The 19645-nt window shown below is 34.3% G+C and carries 15 protein-coding genes and 7 pseudogenes; 8 read left to right on the top strand and 14 right to left on the bottom strand.

What is annotated here, in order from left to right; genetic code table 11:
- Positions 1–49: 49 nt before the first annotated feature.
- The 4 genes from NBW36_RS02450 to vgrG all read right to left on the bottom strand — a co-directional run bounded on the left by NBW36_RS02450 (position 50) and on the right by vgrG (position 5452).
- Positions 50–2599, bottom strand: a complete 2550-nt coding sequence (locus NBW36_RS02450) for a baseplate wedge protein (protein WP_250238981.1) — start codon at positions 2597–2599, stop codon at positions 50–52.
- 255 nt (positions 2600–2854) lie between these two features.
- Complete coding sequence (locus NBW36_RS02445) at positions 2855–3259, bottom strand: GPW/gp25 family protein (RefSeq protein WP_250238979.1); 405 nt, start codon at positions 3257–3259, stop codon at positions 2855–2857.
- A 33-nt stretch (positions 3260–3292) separates the two neighbouring features.
- Entirely contained in the window at positions 3293–3559 is a 267-nt protein-coding gene (locus tag NBW36_RS02440; RefSeq protein WP_439099483.1) for a PAAR domain-containing protein, read from the bottom strand.
- A 102-nt stretch (positions 3560–3661) separates the two neighbouring features.
- Positions 3662–5452 carry a type VI secretion system tip protein VgrG gene (vgrG, locus tag NBW36_RS02435; protein WP_250238975.1) on the bottom strand — a complete coding sequence of 597 codons (1791 nt, stop codon included), beginning with the start codon at positions 5450–5452 and terminating at the stop codon, positions 3662–3664.
- A 1466-nt stretch (positions 5453–6918) separates the two neighbouring features.
- Here vgrG and NBW36_RS05690 point away from each other — a divergent pair.
- From NBW36_RS05690 to NBW36_RS02415, 4 genes and pseudogenes are all read left to right on the top strand, one after another.
- Positions 6919–7137, top strand: coding sequence for a DDE-type integrase/transposase/recombinase (locus NBW36_RS05690; RefSeq protein ID WP_439099486.1), 219 nt, complete (start codon positions 6919–6921; stop codon positions 7135–7137).
- Positions 7138–7282: 145 nt separating this feature from the next.
- Positions 7283–7468 (top strand): annotated as a pseudogene (locus NBW36_RS02425) (DDE-type integrase/transposase/recombinase); the annotation flags it as partial.
- A 766-nt stretch (positions 7469–8234) separates the two neighbouring features.
- Positions 8235–9116 carry an IS982 family transposase gene (locus NBW36_RS02420; RefSeq protein ID WP_250238973.1) on the top strand — a complete coding sequence of 294 codons (882 nt, stop codon included), beginning with the start codon at positions 8235–8237 and terminating at the stop codon, positions 9114–9116.
- A gap of 76 nt (positions 9117–9192) precedes the next feature.
- A pseudogene (locus tag NBW36_RS02415) lies at positions 9193–10305 on the top strand (IS256 family transposase); the annotation flags it as partial.
- Between the two features lie 410 nt (positions 10306–10715).
- On the opposite strand, the pseudogene NBW36_RS02410 reads toward NBW36_RS02415, so the two are convergent.
- The 4 genes and pseudogenes from NBW36_RS02410 to NBW36_RS02395 all read right to left on the bottom strand — a co-directional run.
- Positions 10716–10835, bottom strand: a pseudogene (locus NBW36_RS02410) (IS982 family transposase); the annotation flags it as partial.
- 100 nt (positions 10836–10935) lie between these two features.
- Positions 10936–11970, bottom strand: a complete 1035-nt coding sequence (gene ltrA, locus NBW36_RS02405; protein WP_250238971.1) for a group II intron reverse transcriptase/maturase — start codon at positions 11968–11970, stop codon at positions 10936–10938.
- A 729-nt stretch (positions 11971–12699) separates the two neighbouring features.
- Positions 12700–13095 (bottom strand): acyl-CoA dehydrogenase family protein, encoded by a 396-nt coding sequence (locus NBW36_RS02400; RefSeq protein ID WP_250238969.1) that lies wholly within the window; start codon positions 13093–13095, stop codon positions 12700–12702.
- A 20-nt stretch (positions 13096–13115) separates the two neighbouring features.
- Positions 13116–13682, bottom strand: coding sequence for an acyl-CoA dehydrogenase family protein (locus NBW36_RS02395; protein ID WP_250238967.1), 567 nt, complete (start codon positions 13680–13682; stop codon positions 13116–13118).
- A 535-nt stretch (positions 13683–14217) separates the two neighbouring features.
- On the opposite strand from NBW36_RS02395, the gene NBW36_RS02390 reads away from it, so the two are divergent.
- Both NBW36_RS02390 and NBW36_RS02385 read left to right on the top strand, forming a co-directional pair.
- Positions 14218–14430: an MbtH family protein gene (locus NBW36_RS02390; RefSeq protein WP_250238581.1), complete on the top strand. Its 213-nt coding sequence runs from the start codon at positions 14218–14220 to the stop codon at positions 14428–14430.
- A gap of 112 nt (positions 14431–14542) precedes the next feature.
- The gene (locus NBW36_RS02385; RefSeq protein WP_250238965.1) at positions 14543–15166 is read left to right on the top strand and encodes a 4'-phosphopantetheinyl transferase family protein; all 624 of its coding nucleotides are present in this window, start codon (positions 14543–14545) and stop codon (positions 15164–15166) included.
- Between the two features lie 22 nt (positions 15167–15188).
- Here NBW36_RS02385 and NBW36_RS02380 read toward each other — a convergent pair.
- The 4 genes and pseudogenes from NBW36_RS02380 to NBW36_RS02370 all read right to left on the bottom strand — a co-directional run.
- Positions 15189–15296, bottom strand: a pseudogene (locus tag NBW36_RS02380) (IS6 family transposase); the annotation flags it as partial.
- Between the two features lie 332 nt (positions 15297–15628).
- Positions 15629–16510 (bottom strand): annotated as a pseudogene (locus NBW36_RS02375) (IS982 family transposase).
- An 80-nt stretch (positions 16511–16590) separates the two neighbouring features.
- Entirely contained in the window at positions 16591–16773 is a 183-nt protein-coding gene (locus tag NBW36_RS05555; protein ID WP_369127323.1) for a group II intron maturase-specific domain-containing protein, read from the bottom strand.
- A gap of 372 nt (positions 16774–17145) precedes the next feature.
- A complete protein-coding gene (locus tag NBW36_RS02370) occupies positions 17146–17436 on the bottom strand; it encodes a reverse transcriptase domain-containing protein (protein ID WP_250238963.1) in 291 nt (96 codons plus the stop codon).
- A gap of 134 nt (positions 17437–17570) precedes the next feature.
- Here NBW36_RS02370 and NBW36_RS02365 point away from each other — a divergent pair.
- Together NBW36_RS02365 and NBW36_RS02360 are read left to right on the top strand one after the other, a co-directional pair.
- Positions 17571–18056: pseudogene (locus NBW36_RS02365) on the top strand (transposase); the annotation flags it as partial.
- 92 nt (positions 18057–18148) lie between these two features.
- Positions 18149–18295 (top strand): hypothetical protein, encoded by a 147-nt coding sequence (locus tag NBW36_RS02360; protein ID WP_250238961.1) that lies wholly within the window; start codon positions 18149–18151, stop codon positions 18293–18295.
- A gap of 106 nt (positions 18296–18401) precedes the next feature.
- Here the strand turns inward: NBW36_RS02360 and NBW36_RS02355 are convergent.
- Both NBW36_RS02355 and NBW36_RS02350 read right to left on the bottom strand, forming a co-directional pair.
- Positions 18402–18599: pseudogene (locus NBW36_RS02355) on the bottom strand (DDE-type integrase/transposase/recombinase); the annotation flags it as partial.
- Positions 18600–19109: 510 nt separating this feature from the next.
- Positions 19110–19604 carry a glutathione peroxidase gene (locus tag NBW36_RS02350; protein WP_250238959.1) on the bottom strand — a complete coding sequence of 165 codons (495 nt, stop codon included), beginning with the start codon at positions 19602–19604 and terminating at the stop codon, positions 19110–19112.
- Between the last annotated feature and the right edge of the window lie 41 nt (positions 19605–19645).

The raw sequence follows: 19645 nt of genomic DNA, 5'->3' as shown, positions 1-19645 counted from the left end.
AAGAGAAGAACTATACAAAAAGAAATTATAGACGAGACAGAACCGAACCTTATCCACATAGATTTGCTTCTTTATTATTATAAGAAGCTATAAGATCCATTAATACTTTGGCTGCTGCATCTATTTCTACTTTGCTAGATTTACCATCAGTTTTTAACAGTATCCATGATTTATAGGCCTTCTCGAAGGTTTCCATATCTTCAAAATCTAACCAAAAAGTATTAGTAAGTATATGGGCTGGGCCTTCCATTAGAACCATTTCTTCTACAGCATGCCTAAATGAAGATTGTTGAAACCTGGCTGGCCATGCAGGAAAAACCATTGTCATGATAAATGAATAGGGATCCTGTTCTGTTGTTAATGTATCGTCACTTCTAAGCAGAATATGTTCTATTAAGTGAAATCCTTCACATGCTTGGTTCAATGCTCTAAGCAACTCCACACTTTGTTGTACAATAGCCTCTGCTTCTTCGATATGCATAACAGGTTCAGTAACTAGCTCAATAGTGTGCTTTTTTACTTTATCCACATAAAGTAGAATGCTATAGGTATCATTGGCTTTTTTTACAATATTGTAATACTGTTCATTGATACCATAGGATATAACTAAGGATTGCAGATTTTCATATTTCCCTCTAAACATGAAAATATCATCATATGCTGTTTGGCAATTTTTGCCTAGAAAAATATCCAAATTATATTGTACGGACTTTTTGTCTAAGTACATACTATTCTTGACTACTTGATGTAAAAGCTTTTTTTCTAAACTTTTAATACCTAAATTGCGGTAAATACGACGCTTAAAACCAGATGGCGTATAATGGATCCAGTTATTCACTTCATTGGCCGCTATATGGGCCGCTCGGTTTCTATTTTTACTGATATCAGTATAATCCTTTAGAAAAAGAGCTTTATTTGTATTAAATTCATCCCATTGCATTTCCTCATTTTTAGGATAGAGGTGCAACGAGTAGATGGTAAATCGTTCTGCAAAATAAGCTAATAAATGGTCTAATACCCTTGATCGTTTGTCTAAGCTTCGAATATCACTTTCTAATGCTCTATTGATATAAGAATAGTAAGCTTTAGTCGTTGCATCACCTTGGTCTTTATCTTCAGAAGATCTATCTACTATTTCTTTTTTTAAATCTAAGTACTTTCTTTGTACCACAAAGTCAAGATCATTACCTGAATCAGACTCTTTAGTAGGTTGTTTAATAATGCTATGCATTCTAGATACGTCCAAGGGCAAACGGCCATTAGGCTGATTATAACGCTCACTGTAGATGGCCATAGTGTGTTTGATATTGGACAATTGACCCAGATAATTGGCAAAAAGCTGGTCAAAAAACATTAAGTAGCTTTTTAATTGTTTTGCTTTCGATTGGTTTTCAAGAGTTTCAGATGGAGAACACCCTTCATGACCTACATTATAGAGTAAGGGAAAGTCTTGTTGTATGGAAACATGGTCTTCTAAATATCTATAGTTTCCTTCTAAAACAAAGACATTTTCCTCTTGTAGATAGGCTTTTGTTAAAGTGCCCCTTCCTTTCATATCTTCAAGTAGGTCTATAACTTTTCCCCAATCTGTACTAATGGGTAGGCCATTATAATGGAGGATAATTTCACTTTGTGGAATATCCAGCACTAAAGATCGATCTGGTAAGACAGGTATCGTGACGCTACTGGTCCTTGTATTTTCTTCATGAATAAAGAGTTCAAAGTTTAATACACTTTTAATACTAGCCATTTTAGTGGCCTGTTCTAAGAGTTCAACTACGTAAATTCTAGATTTGTTTTTTAGGCAAATGAGCTCCTCTTCATCTATAAAACCTTGGGTTAAAAGTGGTCCCGTAAAGATCTGGTCTATAATTCTACCTTTTTCTAGTAATTGACTAATGCTGTAAAAAGTAATACGTGGTGAGAAAAACTCTTGAAAAGCAAATAATATCTGAGCAATAATGGTTTCTCCTTCTTCATAAGCCAAACAATTAGCTACCTCAAAGGTTGCTTTAATACTAATGGGCAGGGTTTCCATCGTTTGAATCAGAAAGAAATCTTCACATAGATTCCTTTGTGCATATAATCTTTGCTTGATTAAATCTAATACCTCTTTTTCTTGCAGTGTATGGCTGATACGTTCTTCTACATCCACAAAAATCTTGTAACCACCTTTGATTTCTTTTGGTCCATCACTTAAAAAGATATTCGCATTTTTCACCCCTGGAACATCCAAGACAATCTTTAAAAAGTCCCACTGGGTTAGCGGATTACAAGGAAGGATCTCTTCAGCTTTGTAGAATGGTTGTTCATTGGGATTGGCTACTGCATCAGGATCCTTAGTCCATATATCTTCTATATAGAAATTGGTTCTATATTCTAGGTCCATGATCACAAAAGAAAGTACCTCTAAAATGGTAATTCCAGGGTCGTGATCTCCATAGTCCGTCCATTTCTTTCCTGCTAATTGTTGAATGTAGGCTATCCCTTGCTCCTTTAAAAAAGGATAATCCAGTTCTAGTAGGGTGTTTTTCATAGTCTTTAATCTATAAATAATGCTGATTTTGAATTCATAGTGGATAAAACATAAATAGAGCATCCATTTAGCGTTCCAGCAACACAAAACAAAAACGCCCCTTGTAAAAAGTTACGATGAGAAAATGCAGCTTGCAGCTGATCAGAAAAACAGTTTAATGGGGGCTGCAGAGCGGCTTCTGTTTTTCCAGCTCTAAGGAGTACTTTCAGCAATTTTTTGCACAGGGCTTGATTTTTTGGCTGCTTTTTTATCAAAAAAAAGTAGCATACAAATTTTGCCTTATTATGCATGATTTGTCTACATACTATTTCTAAGATGCTATTTATTAAAAATAGGATGGTAGCCATATTGGATCGTTTCTTCTATATCTAGTTTTTTTACCTTATAACTTATATTAATATCGATAGCCCCTTCTCCATCATTTGGCGTAGTTAATTGTACATCAAGCACCTCTACTCTAGGCTCATGTTCTGCGATGGTTTGCTTGATGTTATTGACCATAAAGGTTTCCAAGTTAAGATCCAATTGCTGAAAGGCAAGTGGGGTCAAATCACAACCATATCTCTGTTCTACAATGCGTTCACCCACTCTAGTACGCATTAAGATGATTAAACTTTCTCTGATATCGTTCAATCCGCTTACCATTTCTACTGTGCTACTATGGTGGTTAAAAGAAGGTGGAAACTTCCATCCTATACCCAAGAAATTATTTTCATCTTCCATACGCAGCCTTTTTTCTATTTGTTTAATTGTATTCTACCCACCAATGATTACTGTAGGGCACCCTTGCAATATCATTCCGCCCATACCTGTTGTATCGCCTAAGCGTGCTGCTGGCTTTTTACCTATTAGAACAGTTGCAGATCCCTTGACAATAGTATCCGGATGGGGTGGGGGGCCATTACAAAGCATCATGTCTCCCATTCTTGCTGCCGGGAACTTGCCGATTAAAACTGTTGGACAACCCAACATAATCATTCCTCCACTAGCATGCGGAACAGGTGGAACACCTGGCGTGACCATAGGGCACATGTGTTTATTTAATAATACAGCTGCAGGTGGCATAGTGTTATATGATTATAATGATATTATGATGTAAGCATAAGAATCTAAAAAATAATTCTATTAATTTATAAGTACTGTTGTACCTTTGACAATGGTAGCCATACCAGACTTTACTTCTGTACTAGCATTGCCACTTAAGATGGCCTTCATGGAAGCTTGTGCATTAATGTTCATGCTCTTCAAGTTTACACTTTGCGTACCATTTACCACTACATCTTTGCCTGACTTTATGGTGATGCTAGCCCTTGCACTCAAATGAATATCTTTCCCGCTGGTTAGGTTGATTCCATCGTTGTTTAAAACCAATTTATTACCATTCTGGTCTACTATTTCAAGACTTTTTTTCTTATCTGATATCTGAATAAGTCCTCCCTTGGATGTTTTAATAATGATTTCAGGGCCTTCTTTATTGTCATGAAAGGTAAACTCTAATTTTTCTCTAGAAACAAAAGATTTAAAAAGATTGTTAGGATCAGCTGTTTTAGGTGGCACATGTTTACTGCTATGCAGGGAGCCTAGAATAATAGGAAATCGAATATCATCGTTTACAAAACCTACTACCACTTCATCCTCTAGCTCTGGAATAAAAAAAGCACCTGATGCTTGCGTAGCATAAAATGAAGCCAAGCGACACCAAATGCCCTCTTTAGGTTTGTCTTGTACCAAAGGCAGATGTACCAAAATTCGATTATGCTTTTGAGGATCCTCTGTGATTTGCTTGACAATACCGAGTTGTAGCCCATGTATAGGAGGCATTATGCCTGCTGCTGGAAGTGCACCAATGTCATGGTATTTGTGCATGTAGCGTTGTGCATCTAGCCCTAAGGTTAATAGAGTCTGCCAACCTCCATCTGATATGATATGTTGAACACCAGATACATAAGCATTTCCTGAAAAGTGGTTTGCACCTTTTTCAATGGTTATAAGCCCATCATGACGTAATTCCGCATTACCTGAAACCGTAACGCTACCTTTTATTTTAGCTATTCTACTCCGGTTTAGTAAGCCAGTTGCCAATGTTTTGATTTCCAAGGGATCTAATACACCACTGTGGGATATAGCAACGTTACCTGGTTGGGCAGCAGCGGTTAATTTTTTATAAGAAAGGTCCCCTATAGACTGTTCTCCTGGGTCGCTTGCTTTTTCAGAAACTTTACTTTGTTTGCTACTATTCCAGGAGAAGGCGGTAGCAGCTGACCATGGGTCTTTTGCATCTATTTCAGCATCAAAGTCAATAAAATCGGCTCCATAGGTATAGGTAAAGGAGCCTTTTCCGGTTGATTTAAGTTTTTTAACTGAAATGACTCCATCATTCACCACTATGATCTGTCCATTTGCCTCCGCGCGAATGTTTAGGAAGTCCCAATCTGATATTTCATGCTGTGAAATATTTTCATGTACAATAGTGGTCGCTTCAATTTTATAGTTTAAACCGCTATACCCGTTCAAAATTTTTTTTAAAAGATCACTATCCTTGCTCTTTACAAAATGCGCCGTTTTAGGCGTAAGAGTAGTCTTATAAGCAACATCTCTACACGTTACAGTCAGAGTAGATAACGCTGTTAAGCTAGACTGAATGGCTAGTTTGGCTACTACACCTTCGAAGAGCTGCGCTAATCCATCGCCGTAACTGGCTCGTATGGTAACCGTGGCGCCAATGGAAAAGGTTTTGTCATTGGCTATAGAAAAAGTTTGCGACTGAATGTTACCATCATGCAAAACTATTTTGGCATAAGGTATTTTGTTGATTCTTTTATCCACTATTATGGATTGTATAGGGTAGCTGGCATCTAGGGTTTTAGAACCTACCTTGATGGTATACTTAATAAAATCACCTGATATAGCGGCCATGGAAATAAAGAATATAAAGCAAAGAAAAATATTGTTGAAACTACGCCCACTTAAATATAAAATATACCGCTGGTCGTTCCAACCAATTTCTACACCTTGTATACGCCTATTTGCTTACGCCTCAGATAACCTAGCTAAATACTATAGATAGGATCAATAGAACAAAATAGACTGCATTGGGTAAACCGCATGATCAAAGTCTAAAAATGTTAGGCCCTCAACAATAGCAATAAAATAAATAAAGGATAAAATTCCAAGAATATAGACCATAAACGCACCTTTGAGGATGTAAAACATAAGCTGTAAATGAGTAATACAAATGCCTTTACAGCTTACCTAAAGCCATGCATAGCGTTTTTACGGTCTGTCGGAAGTGTTCTATAAACTGTGTCAAGGCGATAAAAAGTTATAATTTACATACTTAACAGATAAAGGTTTTAGACATGGAAGAAACAATGCATAATGACTACGTTGGCTTAGTAACCTGAGTTCGGAATCAGATTATTTTTTCATTTGATAATCAATATCAATGAAAATTTATAAAATTTGTTTTATAGACAGTTAAATAGGTAGTTGAATAATAAATAATTCTGGTAATCAGTTTATTATATATATTATATTTATAACGTGGGTTCGGGATTTATTTGACTGATTTACAACAATTTAATATCAATTATTTAGTTAATATTTGCACCTATTTAACAAGTTTTTATATCTAATTCTATAAATATAATATATATAATAAACTGATTACCAGAATTATTTATTATTCAACTACCTATTTAATTGTCTATAAAACAAATTTTATAAATTTTCATTGATATTGATTATCAAATGAAAAAATAATCTAATCCCGAACTCACGTTTCTACGGTCATTACCTCTAGTGGCCTTGTTCCACCTTTAGCTTTGGGTATTTCTACCAACCTGCTTGAGGTAAATTTGTATAGCTTTGCGCGTAGTTGCTGCTGAAATTTATTGATAATCTTTACCTCACCTTGATCTATTAACGTGAGTTCGGGATTTATTTGACTGATTTACAACAATTTAATATCAATTATTTAGTTAATATTTGCACCTATTTAACAAGTTTTTATATCTAATTCTATAAATATAATGTATATAATAAACTGATTATCAGAGTTATTTGTTATTCAACAACCTATTTAACTGTCTATAAAACAAATTTTATAAATTTTTATTAATATTGATTATCAAATGAAAAAATAATCTAATCCCGAACTCACGTTATTATATCACTTATGCTTTTACCATCAATCCCTGCTGAGCCTTGATTTGCTTTGACTTGACGCCAAGCTTCCCAAAGTACATCTTTTAGATAAATTTTATCATAGTTTTTAACTACAGGTACTAAAATAATGATTTTTTAGAATAAACGCGACAGAACCAAAAAACGCCTACGGAATTCTATTTAACATAATATTAATTATATAACAAAGTGAATCTATTTATTATAGAGCAGTAGATCGTTATGGTAATTCAGTTGACTTTTTTCTATCTGAGCATAGAGACAAGTCTGCAGCTTTTTCTTTTTTTCGTAAGGCGATCACAGAAAATAATATTCCTAAGAAACGTGAGTTCGGGATTTATTTGACTGATTTACAACAATTTAATATCAATTATTTAGTTAATATTTGCACCTATTTAACAAGTTTTTATATCTAATTTTATAAATATAATATATATAATAAACTGATTATCAGAATTATTTGTTATTCAACTATCTATTTAACTGTCTATAAAACAAATTTTATAAATTTTCATTGATATTGATTATCAAATGAAAAAATAATATAATCCCGAACTCACGTTAATTGACAAAAGCGGTAGTAATAAAGCTGCCTTTGATGCGATCAATACAGAACTTGATCAAGATCATACCATTCAAATATTTCAAAACAAATACTTGAATAATAGAGTTGAACAAGATCATAGGTTTATCAAAAAACGGCTAAAACCTATGCTTAGTTTTAAGTGTTTTAAGTCTGCAGCCATTGCACGCCGGCACAGGTGTGCAACAAATGGGGTGTAAGTCCCCTGACTCTAATTTGTCTATTTCGGGAGTCTAGCAGGAGGTTGGATTTGTGAGGTGATTCACAGGTTTAAGTTACCTTTAAATGCATCTGCAAAATAGAGGGCTGCAACAAAAGTGAACCCGAATTAGCCTCGTTAAGCCGTTTAAGCACATTTGCCGACTGTCTAGTGGCTACAGGAAGGCTGATAGTAGGATGGAAAAAAATAGACCATGACCATCATACAAGTGCCGGGGTGTTAGGGGTTGCACGCTATGAATGTTTCACATCGTAGTCCGGGAGATCTGATATGAATCCAGTAGGCCACTGGAAACTTTATTGTATAAGTAAAGCGAAATCAATAAACGTGAGTTTGGGATTATATTATTTTTTCATTTGATAATCAATATCAATGAAAATTTATAAAATTTGTTTTATAGACAGTTAAATAGATAGTTGAATAACAAATAATTCTGATAATCAGTTTATTATATATATTATATTTATAAAATTAGATATAAAAACTTGTTAAATAGGTGCAAATATTAACTAAATAATTGATATTAAATTGTTGTAAATCAGTCACATAAATCCCGAACTCACATTTATTAATAACCGATTTCTCAGATACTTAACCCATAGAAACCTCAGTTCGGGATTAGCTTGTTAAAAAATAGCTTTAAAAAGCTCCTTTGTGTTTTAAATTTGGAGATAAAAAAATACTAACCAGATTATCTAAAGGAGCCAGTTATGAATGTAGAAAAATTAGTTGAAATATATTATGCTGTTGATGAATTTCTCATAAAGTTTATGCCGTATATGGAAAAACAACTGTTAACCAACTCTAAAAGAAAACCCACTAGAACTTGTTCATTAACTTTGAGTGAAATAATGACTGTTCTTATTGCCTTTCATGTGATTGGTTTTAGAAATTTTAAGTCTTATTATATTCATTTACAGCAATTTCATTCTAGTAAATTTGGAAAGTTAGTAAGCTACAATAGATTTATAGAACTGATCCAAAGAACGTTAGTTCCCTTGTACTGTTTTACACAAAGTTTTTCTAAAACAAAAACAGGTTGTTATTTTATGGATGCAACAGCCATCAAGGTTTGCCATATCAAAAGAGCCTATACGCACAGGGTTTTTAAATCGATTGCTACTAAAGGTAAAACCAGCACCGGTTGGTTTTTTGGATTAAAGTTGCACTTGATAGTCAATGATTTAGGAGAAATTATGAATTTTCAACTGACCACAGGTAAAACTAATGATAGGCTTCCTGTAGAAAATTTATGTAAACACTTGATGGGTAAAATGTTTGCCGATAAAGGTTATATAAGCAAAGATTTATTTGAAAAACTGATCGAGAAAGGCGTGGAACTCATTACCCAGATCAGAAAAAATATGAAAAATTCTTTTATGCCACTCTGGGATAAACTGATGCTTAGAAAACGATCTATAATTGAAACTATTATAGATCAGCTCAAAAATATTAGCCAGATAGAACATTCCAGGCATAGAAGCATACCTAATTTTCTAGTCAATTTGATAACTGGAATTACAGCTTATGCACTAAAAGAGAAAAAACCTTCTATAACTAATATATATATGACTGGTTCACAATACGTCTAATCGGAAGTGTTCTATAAACTGTGTCAAGGCGATAAAAAGTTATAAATTAATTAAATAAACATTAAAGGTTTTAGACATGGAAGAAAATAAGAACAATTCCTATGTTGGTTTAATAGATTACAAATTTCTGTAGGAAAATATTTTGTGCTCTATCCGTTTAGGTAAGCCTTTAACAGGAAAAGGTGGTGCTTTAACGCCTCTGATAAAAAAGCTTCTAGAGGCAAGTCTAGAAGGTGAAATGGCACACCATTTATCTAGTGATTCAACAGAAAATAATAGAAGAAATGGAAAAAGCTCTAAAACTTTACGTACAAGTTCTGGTTCCTTTGATCTGCTAACTCCTAGGGATAGGACAGGTAGTTTCGATCCACAAATAGTTAAAAAGCGTCAAACAAGCCTACATCCTGAGCTGGAAAGCAAGATCTTAAGCATGTTTTCTAGTGGTATGAGCTATAAATCTATAGCCGTTCATGTTGAAGAGATCTATGATCATAAAGTATCAGCTGCTGAAATATCATCTATTACAGATAGCTTGTTACCGATAATAAATGAATGGCGTAACCGCCCTCTTCAATCAGTTTATCCGATAGTTTTCATGGATAGGATGTTTTTTAAGGTAAAAGAAGATGGCAGATGTGTAAGCAAATGCATGTATACCTTATTAGGCATAGATCAAGAGGGTAAAAAAGAAGTATTGGGATTTTATTTGTCTGAAAGTGAGGGGGCTAACTTCTGGTTGGGTGTACTTAACGAGCTTAAGGAAAGAGGTGTAGAAGATATCCTTATTGCCTGTGTTGATGGCCTAAAAAGCTTTCCTTCAGCCATAAATAGCGTTTTCCCTAATGCACAAGTGCAGGTCTGTGTAGTACATCAGATACGAAACTCACTCAAGTATGTAGCTAGCAAAGACGTAAAACGTTTTTTAACTGATTTAAAGCAAATATATCAAGCTTCAAGTAAGGAAGTTGCTGAGCATTATCTATTGGAATTAGAAGAAAAATGGGGGGGGAAGTATCCAATGGTTACCAAATCTCGGCAAAATAATTGGGAACATTTGTCTGGTTATTTTAAGTATTCAGATCCTGTCAGAAGGCTAATTTATACCACCAATCCTATAGAAAGCTTGCATAGGCAGATTAGGAAGTTTACCAAGACAAAAGGAGCGTTTACCAGTATAAATGCTTTGTATAATTTAACGTGAGTTCGGGATTAGATTATTTTTTCATTTGATAATCAATATAAATGAAAATTTATAAAATTTGTTTTATAGACAGTTAAATAGGTAGTTGAATAACAAATAATTCTGATAATCAGTTTATTATATATATTATATTTATAAAATTAGATATAAAAACTTGTTAAATAGGTGCAAATATTAACTAAATAATTGATATTAAATTGTTGTAAATCAGTCAAATAAATCCCGAACTCACGTTAAATTAGTATATTGTGCCATAAAGAAGATCGAGGATAAACGGACTATGCCGCTACGAAACTGGGCGTTGACCATATCTCAGATAGACATCTTTTTTCCCGGTAGATTAAAAGAGACGTTGAGATGAACAGGAGATGTGACACAGTTTATAGAACACTTCCAAAACAAGTTCTAGTGGGTTTTCTTTTAGAATTGGTTAACAGTTGTTTTTCCATATACGGCATAAACTTTATGAGAAATTCATCAACAGCATAATATATTTCAACTAATTTTTCTACATTCATAACTGGCTCCTTTGGATAATCTGGTTAGTATTTTTTTATCTCCAAATTTAAAACACAAAGGAGCTTTTTAAAGCTATTTTTTAACAAGCTAATCCCGAATTCAGGTTATGAGGTACCTCTCTATATTTCTCAGAGATGGATACATCTCTGATTTACAAAACCTGCCATAGTACTTAAACCAGCCTCTGACTATTGGATCTATTTTCTTAGATATTTCCTCTAATAATGAGATGAAATAATTCCCCATCTTATTCTTTGCCCCTCTAGGTCTAAAAGTATAGCCTAGGAAATCAAAACTCTGTGTAGGAAATTCCTTTCTTCTATCGTCATCCTTACAATAGACAATCTGAGTCTTTTCAGGATGCAACTGCAATTTGCACTTAGCCAATCTTTCTCCGATCATTACTTGCATAGATTCTGCCTGTCTCTTAGTCCTACAATGTACTATCGCGTCATCAACGTACCTCTCAAATGGTATTGTTGGGTAATTGTGTTTCATCCATTCATCAAATGCGTGATGCATAAATATGTTTGAAATGATCGGGCTTATAGAACCTCCTTGCGGAACTCCCTTATTCCTAATTACCTTGCTACCATCTGCTAGTTGAATAGGAGCTTTCATCCACCTTTCAACGTAGAGTATGACCCATTTACAGCTTGTATGTTGCTTAATAGACCGCAGTACTAATTCGTGGTCCAGATTGTCAAAAAATCCAGATATATCAAGATCTATTGCCCAATCATTTGCCCAACATCTCTTCCGTGCTGTGTATATCGCATCCAATGCAGACTTATTTGGTCTATAACCATAGGAGTCTTCTTGAAATTTCGGCTCTACTAATGGTTCAAGATACATGCTAGCAGCTGTTTGTGCTATCCTGTCGGATACTGAAGGTACACATAAGTTTCTTTTCCCTCCTGTATCTTTTGGTATAGAAACAGCTTTTACTGGCTCTGGAAAATAACTTCCGGATGATATCCGATTCCATAGTTTGTATAGATTATCTTTTAGATTTTCTTCAAACTTTGTTATCGAGACTTCATCTACACCTGCTGCACCTTTATTTTTGGATACTCGTTTATAAGCTTTCCAAATCAACTGCTTTGGTATATCAAAAGACTTTGTTTCATTCATTAATTCCTCCCTTTCAGTTGATTAATAATTAAAACTAAATAACGCAACCCTTTCATTCCATTTCCATTACAGAAACTTCATCACTACTACAAGTTGCTCCGCCCCTGTTTTTCGCATCCATACTCTGATCCTCAGAGATCAGCTCTTTAGATTTCTCCCTTATCATCGAAATGACAGGTTCCCGTAGTTCCATGCAATAGCCTGAAATAGATTCACGCCACTTTTATGCCAGAGGCCACCTACCCAGTAAACAAGCTCCCGGTAGATTTGTCCCAGGTTAACGACTACCCCCTGGTTTTGACTTCTTCTTTACACTTTCGACACTTCATCAATGGTTCACTTCCGTTCGTCTCTCTATTTCATACATGACACATAATTGTGCCTTTTCCATAACGCTCACTACCTTGACTCTTTACCAAAGCAGCTTATGGTTGTTTAAAGCCTGCTCTTGTAAGCCGGCTTTGAGGGGCCTTCCCTCATCTACTGCACAGCTTCAACACTTTCCTGTGCTTCTACGGCACACGGTCATCATCATATTGAATATTGAATCACTCATCGCTGACCAGTAAATGCTGGCGAACAAATTCATCTATTTTATCTTGTATTGTATTTTTCATAGTTTTATGACTTGGGTTTTTGTTAACTTACAATAATGCACCAATAATATTTTTTTGTATCTCACTGGTTCCAGAAAATAGCCTAGAAGCTAGCCCATCCAATACCCATCGGCTAAAGGGTTTGGTTTACTTCTAGTCCAAAGGCACCTATCATATGGGCAATATCTATAGGAACTTGTAGAAATGCTTCACTACAAAACAATTTAGTATATGAACTCTCTAGCGTAATACGTGCATCACTATCTTTTAATTGAGCACATCTATGCAACCATAATGTTACCGTTTTAAGCTTCATGGAAATATCAGCTATCTTATGATAAATAGCTTGTAAATCATAGAGTGCAACCTGTTTACCAACCCGTCTTAACTTGGTATATCTGATAACTTGTTCCAATTGCCATTCCATAATGCCCAATATACCTGCAAAGATAAATGCCCGTTCTAACTCCAATACTTTTTGGATAATTACCTGCCCTGTACCTACTGAACCTACTAACCTATTATGCACTATTTTTCAATCTTGAAGAACTACTTCACCCATAGACGAATGAGGAAAACCAGTAACCCTGTGATCTTGATGCAAATAGACCCCTGAGTCTTGCTTTTCAATGATAAATGCATTACGGTATCCCCTGTCTTTGCATAAACTAATAAGATGTCGTTAATGGGAACATTAGTAATATATCGCTTGGATCCATTTAGTCTAAAGCCATCATCTATACTATCTGCTCGCATTTTCATTAAAGATACATTAGATCCTGCTTGTGCTTCGGTAATAGCATGTCCACCTATTAATTTCCCATCCATCAATGGCTTGAGGTATTGACTTTTTTGTTGCGTGGTACCAAAGTAATAGATGGGAAAAAGAGCGCCCCATAAATGGCCATTTATGGAAAGTAGTAAGCTACTATCTAAAGTAGATTTACCTAAATCCTTGTGATGGGCAATTAAATCACAAAAACTATCCCCATTACCTCCATGACTTTGGTCTATAGCATGCCTAAATAGACCATACATCCCCGCCAACCTTAATTTCTTATCTGTATGGTGGGGAGATAATGATGTTAACTCCTTGCTAAGCTTTTGTCTAACCATTGCTATGTAAGTTGATATGATTAGTACATATAAATGTAGGGTTATCCTATTTAGATAGTAACGGCAGCCTTATAAAGCCACTTTTATACCTAATGTTTATATAACACTAAGGATAGATTAACTAAAAATCAGTATAAAATGATATGATGATTTCACCGATATAAGACTATATTTATCTTTGATTGGTTACCATGCATTCATTTCCTAACCTTGCTCCTGCTTTTTAAGGCTCCTCTTAGACCTTTAATTTCAACAAGGCTTTATGTACGATATAAAAGGAAAAAAATTGTATTATGCAATATGCTCTGATATTTTATATAAAAATTCTTCTTTTAAAAAATTATTTTTATGTGATTAAGAGTATAATTTATGACAAGAATAAGATTATGCTAAATTAGGGTCTTGTACTGTATCTATTTTAATGTTTATTTTAACTCTATACTTAGGGGCTTAGAACACAACTGTGGGGATGACCAATCCTCCAATCTAAGTCCATTGTCGCAAACAAGATGTAACCAGTAAATTATTATATACTATGTCAGACAAACATGAAACATATATATGCTTGATAAATGAGGAAGAACAGTATTCACTTTGGTTTGCATGGAAACCCATTCCACATGGTTGGAAGCAGGTTAGGCCCAAAGGTAGTAAAGAGGAGTGCTTGCAATACATCAATCAGGTATGGACAGATATGAAACCAAAAAGCCTTAGGGAAAAAATGGACAAATTAACTGCCTCTAATTAGGGAAAATCTAAGCAAAGCAGCTTTGCTTGATACTTGGTGTATGTTTGCATATGGGCTATAGGACATAAAGTGAAATAATCATAAGCTAGGGCAATATATGCTAAAGGGTTTAATGGAATGTGCTGGTATTTTTGAACAAAAACTTTTAGACCAGTTGGTATTCAATCAAAACCCTAATAAAGTGTTTATTTATATTGTCAATCTAGCTGAGTGCAAATTAAATATAAACCCATTCCTTCAATGTTTAGCAGCTGAAGAACAAGTTCAAGCCAGCAAATATTATACGGACCATTTAAGGAGGCAGTACATTATCTCACATGGAATTTTAAGGTATATATTAGGCTATTACACTAAGCAGCATCCAAAAGATATTATATTTTCCTACGGAGCCTATGGTAAACCTTTCTTGAAGGAGTCTAATATTACCTTTAATATGTCCCATTCGCATGACCTAGTTGGTTATGCGATTGCTTTAGATAGTAGAGTGGGTATTGATATTGAACTACATGATAAGAATCTAGAAGTGCAAGAGCTGGCTCATCTGGTATTTACTCCCACAGAATATCGCTTTTTTACTTGCCTGAATGGTGATGCAAAAGTTAGTTTTTTTTACGATATATGGACTAAAAAAGAATCATTGATTAAAGCAAATGGGCAGGGGTTATCCTATCCGATTAACACCATTGGGTTCTGTCGCGTCTATATTTTCGTTAGTAACGTCTTTTCTTTTAAGTGAAGTTTTGGATATATATTGGTTATTATTCAGCCATTAGCATAACAAAATTCTCAAAAGTAGAAAAATGATTTTTAGCTCCGATTACTTGTCCTTTTTGAATCATAGGAATGTTTTCTATCCCTGCAATGGTCTAGAGTAAAGAAATGGTTGGACCACTTAAAATTAAGCATATCTATTGCTTCTGATTGCTCGCAATACAGTAGCTGGCTAACTTGATTCTTCATTGTTTACCCATTCCCTTCTCATCCCACCGTACGTTCAGTTTTCCCGAATACGGCGGTCCGACAGTCTTCTTCATAAACCTTGCACAACCCTCTCAGGATACTTAATCATTCCACTACCAATGTACAACATCCCCATTGTATAGAGTTTGCTATTGGGATAGCTTCGCCACCCACACCCACGGCCTTTTCTTCTATGGGTTAAGTATCTGCGAAATCGGTTATCAACCTCAGTTCGGGATTATACGTATTGTGAACCAGTCATATATATATTAGTTATAGAAGGTTTTTTCTCTTTTAGTGCATAAGCTGTAATTCCAGCTATCAAATTGACTAGAAAATTAGGTACGCTTCTATGCCTGGAATATTCTATCTGGCTAATATTTTTGAGCTGATCTATAATAGTTTCAATTATAGATCGTTTTCTAAGCATCAGTTTATCCCAGAGTGGCATAAAAGCATTTTTCATATTTTTTCTGATCTGGGTAATGAGTTCCACGCCTTTCTCAATCAGTTTTTAAAATAAATCTTTGCTTATGTAACCTTTATCGGCAAACATTTTACCCATCAAGTGTTTACACAAATTTTCTACAGGAAGCCTATCATTAGTTTTACCTATGGTCAGTTGAAAATTCATAATTTCTCCTAAATCATTGACTATCAAGTGCAACTTTAATCCAAAAAATCAACCGATGCTGGTTTTACCTTTAGTAGCAATCGATTTAAAAACCCTGTGCGTATAGGCTCTTTTGATATGGCAAACCTTGATGGCTGTTGCATCCATAAAATAACAACCTGTTTTTGTTTTAGAAAGACTTTGTGTAAAACAGTACAAGGGAACTAACGTTCTTTGGATCAGTTCTATAAATCTATTCTAGCTTACTAACTTTCCAAATTTACTAGAATGAAATTGCTGTAAATGAATACAATAAGACTTAAAATTTCTAAAACCAATCACATGAAAGGCAATAAGAACAGTCATTATTTCACTCAAAGTTAATGAACAAGTTCTAGTGGGTTTTCTTTTAGAGTTGGTTAACAGTTGTTTTTCCATATACGGCATAAACTTTATGAGAAATTCATCAACAGCATAATATATTTCAACTAATTTTTCTACATTCATAACTGGCTCCTTTAGATAATCTGGTTAGTATTTTTTTATCTCCAAATTTAAAACACAAAGGAGCTTTTTAAAGCTATTTTTTAACAAGCTAATCCCGAACTCAGGTTATTAATAAAGTCCTGCAATCTAACAAAAGTTTCACTCGAATTCGTATGTTTAAAATAGTTAACCCATCCTAACACTACTGGTTTTATTTGCTCGATGAATGCTTGAGGTTTGATTGGTGCTCTTCTACAAGTCAGGTATTTTAGTCTGTTACGGATGCTTTGTTGGGATTGTTTCGTTGGAAATACATAAATGCTATTTCTGCCACTTATTGGACTCTTTCTTTTTACAAAGTTAAAACCTATGAACGTGAGTTCGGGATTTATTTGACTGATTTACAACAATTTAATATCAATTATTTAGTTAATATTTGCACCTATTTAACAAGTTTTTATATCTAATTTTATAAATATAATATATATAATAAACTGATTATCAGAATTATTTGTTATTCAACTGCCTATTTAACTGTCTAATAAAACAAATTTTATAAATTTTCATTTATATTGATTATCAAATGAAAAAATAATCTAATCCCGAACTCACGTTATGAAGTTAAAGCCTTCTTTCAGTTTCGTTATTCGTGTCTTTTAGTGGTTAATAATGAGCGATAACCTCTTTGCTAATTCTGTGAATTTCTCCAGCGCTAAGCTGGCACTCTTACGACATACCAAAATTGCATCATCACAATACCTATGCAAGGTTGCGCTTAGCTTTTCTGGATACCCCCTTGAGTGCCACACTTGGTCTATAACATTTAGGTAGATATTACTATACAACGGTGATATTGGTGATCCTTGCGGTACTCCAACTTTCTTGCATGTAATTTTACCTTGTTTTACTATTGACGTTGTTAGGGTTTGTTTAATTAGCTTCAACATACTGCCATCTGCTATCCTTTTACTAATAACCTCAGTTCGGGATTAGCTTGTTAAAAAATAGCTTTAAAAAGCTCCTTTGTGTTTTAAATTTGGAGATAAAAAAATACTAACCAGATTATCCAAAGGAGCCAGTTATGAATGTAGAAAAGTTAGTTGAAATATATTATGCTGTTGATGAATTTCTCATAAAGTTTATGCCGTATATGGAAAAACAACTGTTAACCAACTCTAAAAGAAAACCCACTAGAACTTGTTCATTAACTTTGAGTGAAATAATGACTGTTCTTATTGCCTTTCATGTGATTGGTTTTAGAAATTTTAAGTCTTATTATATTCATTTACAGCAATTTCATTCTAGTGAATTTGGAAAGTTAGTAAGCTAGAATAGATTTATAGAACTGATCCAAAGAACGTTAGTTCCCTTGTACTGTTTTACACAAAGTCTTTCTAAAACAAAAACAGGTTGTTATTTTATGGATGCAACAGCCATCAAGGTTTGCCATATCAAAAGAGCCTATACGCACAGGGTTTTTAAATCGATTGCTACTAAAGGTAAAACCAGCACCGGTTGGTTTTTTGGATTAAAGTTGCACTTGATAGTCAATGATTTAGGAGAAATTTGGCCTACTGGATTCATATCAGATCTCCCGGACTACGATGTGAAACATTCATAGCGTGCAACCCCTAACACCCCGGCACTTGTATGATGGTCATGGTCTATTTTTTTTTCCATCCTACTATCAGCCTTCTTGTAGCCACTAGACAGTCGGCAAATGTGCTTAAATGGCTTAACGAGGCTAATTTGGGTTCACTTTTGTTGCAGCTCGCTATTTTGCAGATGCATTTAAAGGTAACTTAAACCTGTGAATCACCCCACAAATCTAACCTCCTGCTAGACTCCCGAAATAGACAAATTAGAGTCAGGGGATTTACACCCCATTTGTTGCACACCTGTGCCGGCGTGCAATGGCTGCAGACTTAAAACACTTAAAACTAAGCATAGGTTTTAGCCGTTTTTTGATAAACCTATGATCTTGTTCAACTCTATTATTCAAGTATTTGTTTTGAAATATTTGAATGGTATGATCTTGATCAAGTTCTGTATTGATCGTATCAAGGGCAGCTTTATTACTACCGCTTTTGTCAATTACTACTTTCTTAGGAACGTGAGTTCGGGATTAGATTATTTTTTCATTTGATAATCAATATCAATGAAAATTTATAAAATTTGTTTTATTAGACAGTTAAATAGGTAGTTGAACAACAACGTGAGTTCGGGATTTATTTGACTGATTTACAACAATTTAATATCAATTATTTAGTTAATATTTGCACCTATTTAACAAGTTTTTATATCTAATTTTATAAATATAATATATATAATAAACTGATTACCAGAATTATTTGTTATTCAACTACCTATTTAACTGTCTAATAAAACAAATTTTATAAATTTTCATTGATATTGATTATCAAATGAAAAAATAATCTAATCCCGAACTCACGTAATAACAAATAATTCTGGTAATCAGTTTATTATATATATTATATTTATAAAATTAGATATAAAAACTTGTTAAATAGGTGCAAATATTAACTAAATAATTGATATTAAATTGTTGTAAATCAGTCAAATTGCTTAAGCTGAGACTATCATCTAAAGGGATAGAGAGTTAGTGGTTACCTAGTGCGGCCTCTATTGCTGCTATTACCTTTGGGGCTAAAGGATCTGTTGCAGAAGAAAACCATGTGATGCACCCGCCATCTTTTCCTATCAAGTATTTATGAAAGTTCCATTTTGGACGACCCCATAAAAGTACTTGGGTAGCAGCCCATGCATAAAATGGATGAATGGCTTTTCCACGGACAGCTGTTAACTGGGTAATAGGAAAGGTAACAGCACTGCATTTCTTTTTTATAGCAGCCGCTATATCGCAAGGCCTGTCAAATTCTTGCTTCCTAAAGCTTTGGGAAGATACCCCAAGCACAGTAAAGCCATGGACATAGTAACGATCATGTAGCTTTTGTAATGTATCAAATTGACGGGAAAATCCACAGCGTGAAGCCGTATTCACCACCAACACCACCTGGGGAACGCCACTACAAAGATGAAATGTAGTGCCATCTAGTAGGGTAAACGAAAAATTTTTAGGGTTGTTCGCATGCATATCCATACTTTTATCTGGGACTACCTACTTTCTACTGCACA

The sequence above is a fragment of the Cardinium endosymbiont of Oedothorax gibbosus genome (genome assembly GCF_936981045.1).
In the GTDB taxonomy this organism is placed as follows: Bacteria; Bacteroidota; Bacteroidia; order Cytophagales; family Amoebophilaceae; genus Cardinium.
The sequence above is the reverse complement of the archived record's forward strand: the minus strand, read 5'-3'. Positions and strand labels throughout refer to the sequence as shown.

What these genes read in the sequence shown, in the direction of transcription:
- NBW36_RS02450 (WP_250238981.1), bottom strand. Translation starts at nt 2,599, where the DNA reads ATGCTCTATTTATGTTTTATCCACTATGAATTCAAAATCAGCATTATT.
- NBW36_RS02445 (WP_250238979.1), bottom strand. Translation starts at nt 3,259, where the DNA reads ATGGAAGATGAAAATAATTTCTTGGGTATAGGATGGAAGTTTCCACCT.
- NBW36_RS02440 (WP_439099483.1), bottom strand. Translation starts at nt 3,559, where the DNA reads ATGGTCACGCCAGGTGTTCCACCTGTTCCGCATGCTAGTGGAGGAATG.
- vgrG (WP_250238975.1), bottom strand. Translation starts at nt 5,452, where the DNA reads ATGGCCGCTATATCAGGTGATTTTATTAAGTATACCATCAAGGTAGGT.
- NBW36_RS02420 (WP_250238973.1), top strand. Translation starts at nt 8,235, where the DNA reads ATGAATGTAGAAAAATTAGTTGAAATATATTATGCTGTTGATGAATTT.
- ltrA (WP_250238971.1), bottom strand. Translation starts at nt 11,970, where the DNA reads ATGAATGAAACAAAGTCTTTTGATATACCAAAGCAGTTGATTTGGAAA.
- NBW36_RS02395 (WP_250238967.1), bottom strand. Translation starts at nt 13,682, where the DNA reads ATGGTTAGACAAAAGCTTAGCAAGGAGTTAACATCATTATCTCCCCAC.
- NBW36_RS02390 (WP_250238581.1), top strand. Translation starts at nt 14,218, where the DNA reads ATGTCAGACAAACATGAAACATATATATGCTTGATAAATGAGGAAGAA.
- NBW36_RS02385 (WP_250238965.1), top strand. Translation starts at nt 14,543, where the DNA reads ATGGAATGTGCTGGTATTTTTGAACAAAAACTTTTAGACCAGTTGGTA.
- NBW36_RS02370 (WP_250238963.1), bottom strand. Translation starts at nt 17,436, where the DNA reads ATGTTGAAGCTAATTAAACAAACCCTAACAACGTCAATAGTAAAACAA.
- NBW36_RS02360 (WP_250238961.1), top strand. Translation starts at nt 18,149, where the DNA reads ATGGTCTATTTTTTTTTCCATCCTACTATCAGCCTTCTTGTAGCCACT.
- NBW36_RS02350 (WP_250238959.1), bottom strand. Translation starts at nt 19,604, where the DNA reads ATGCATGCGAACAACCCTAAAAATTTTTCGTTTACCCTACTAGATGGC.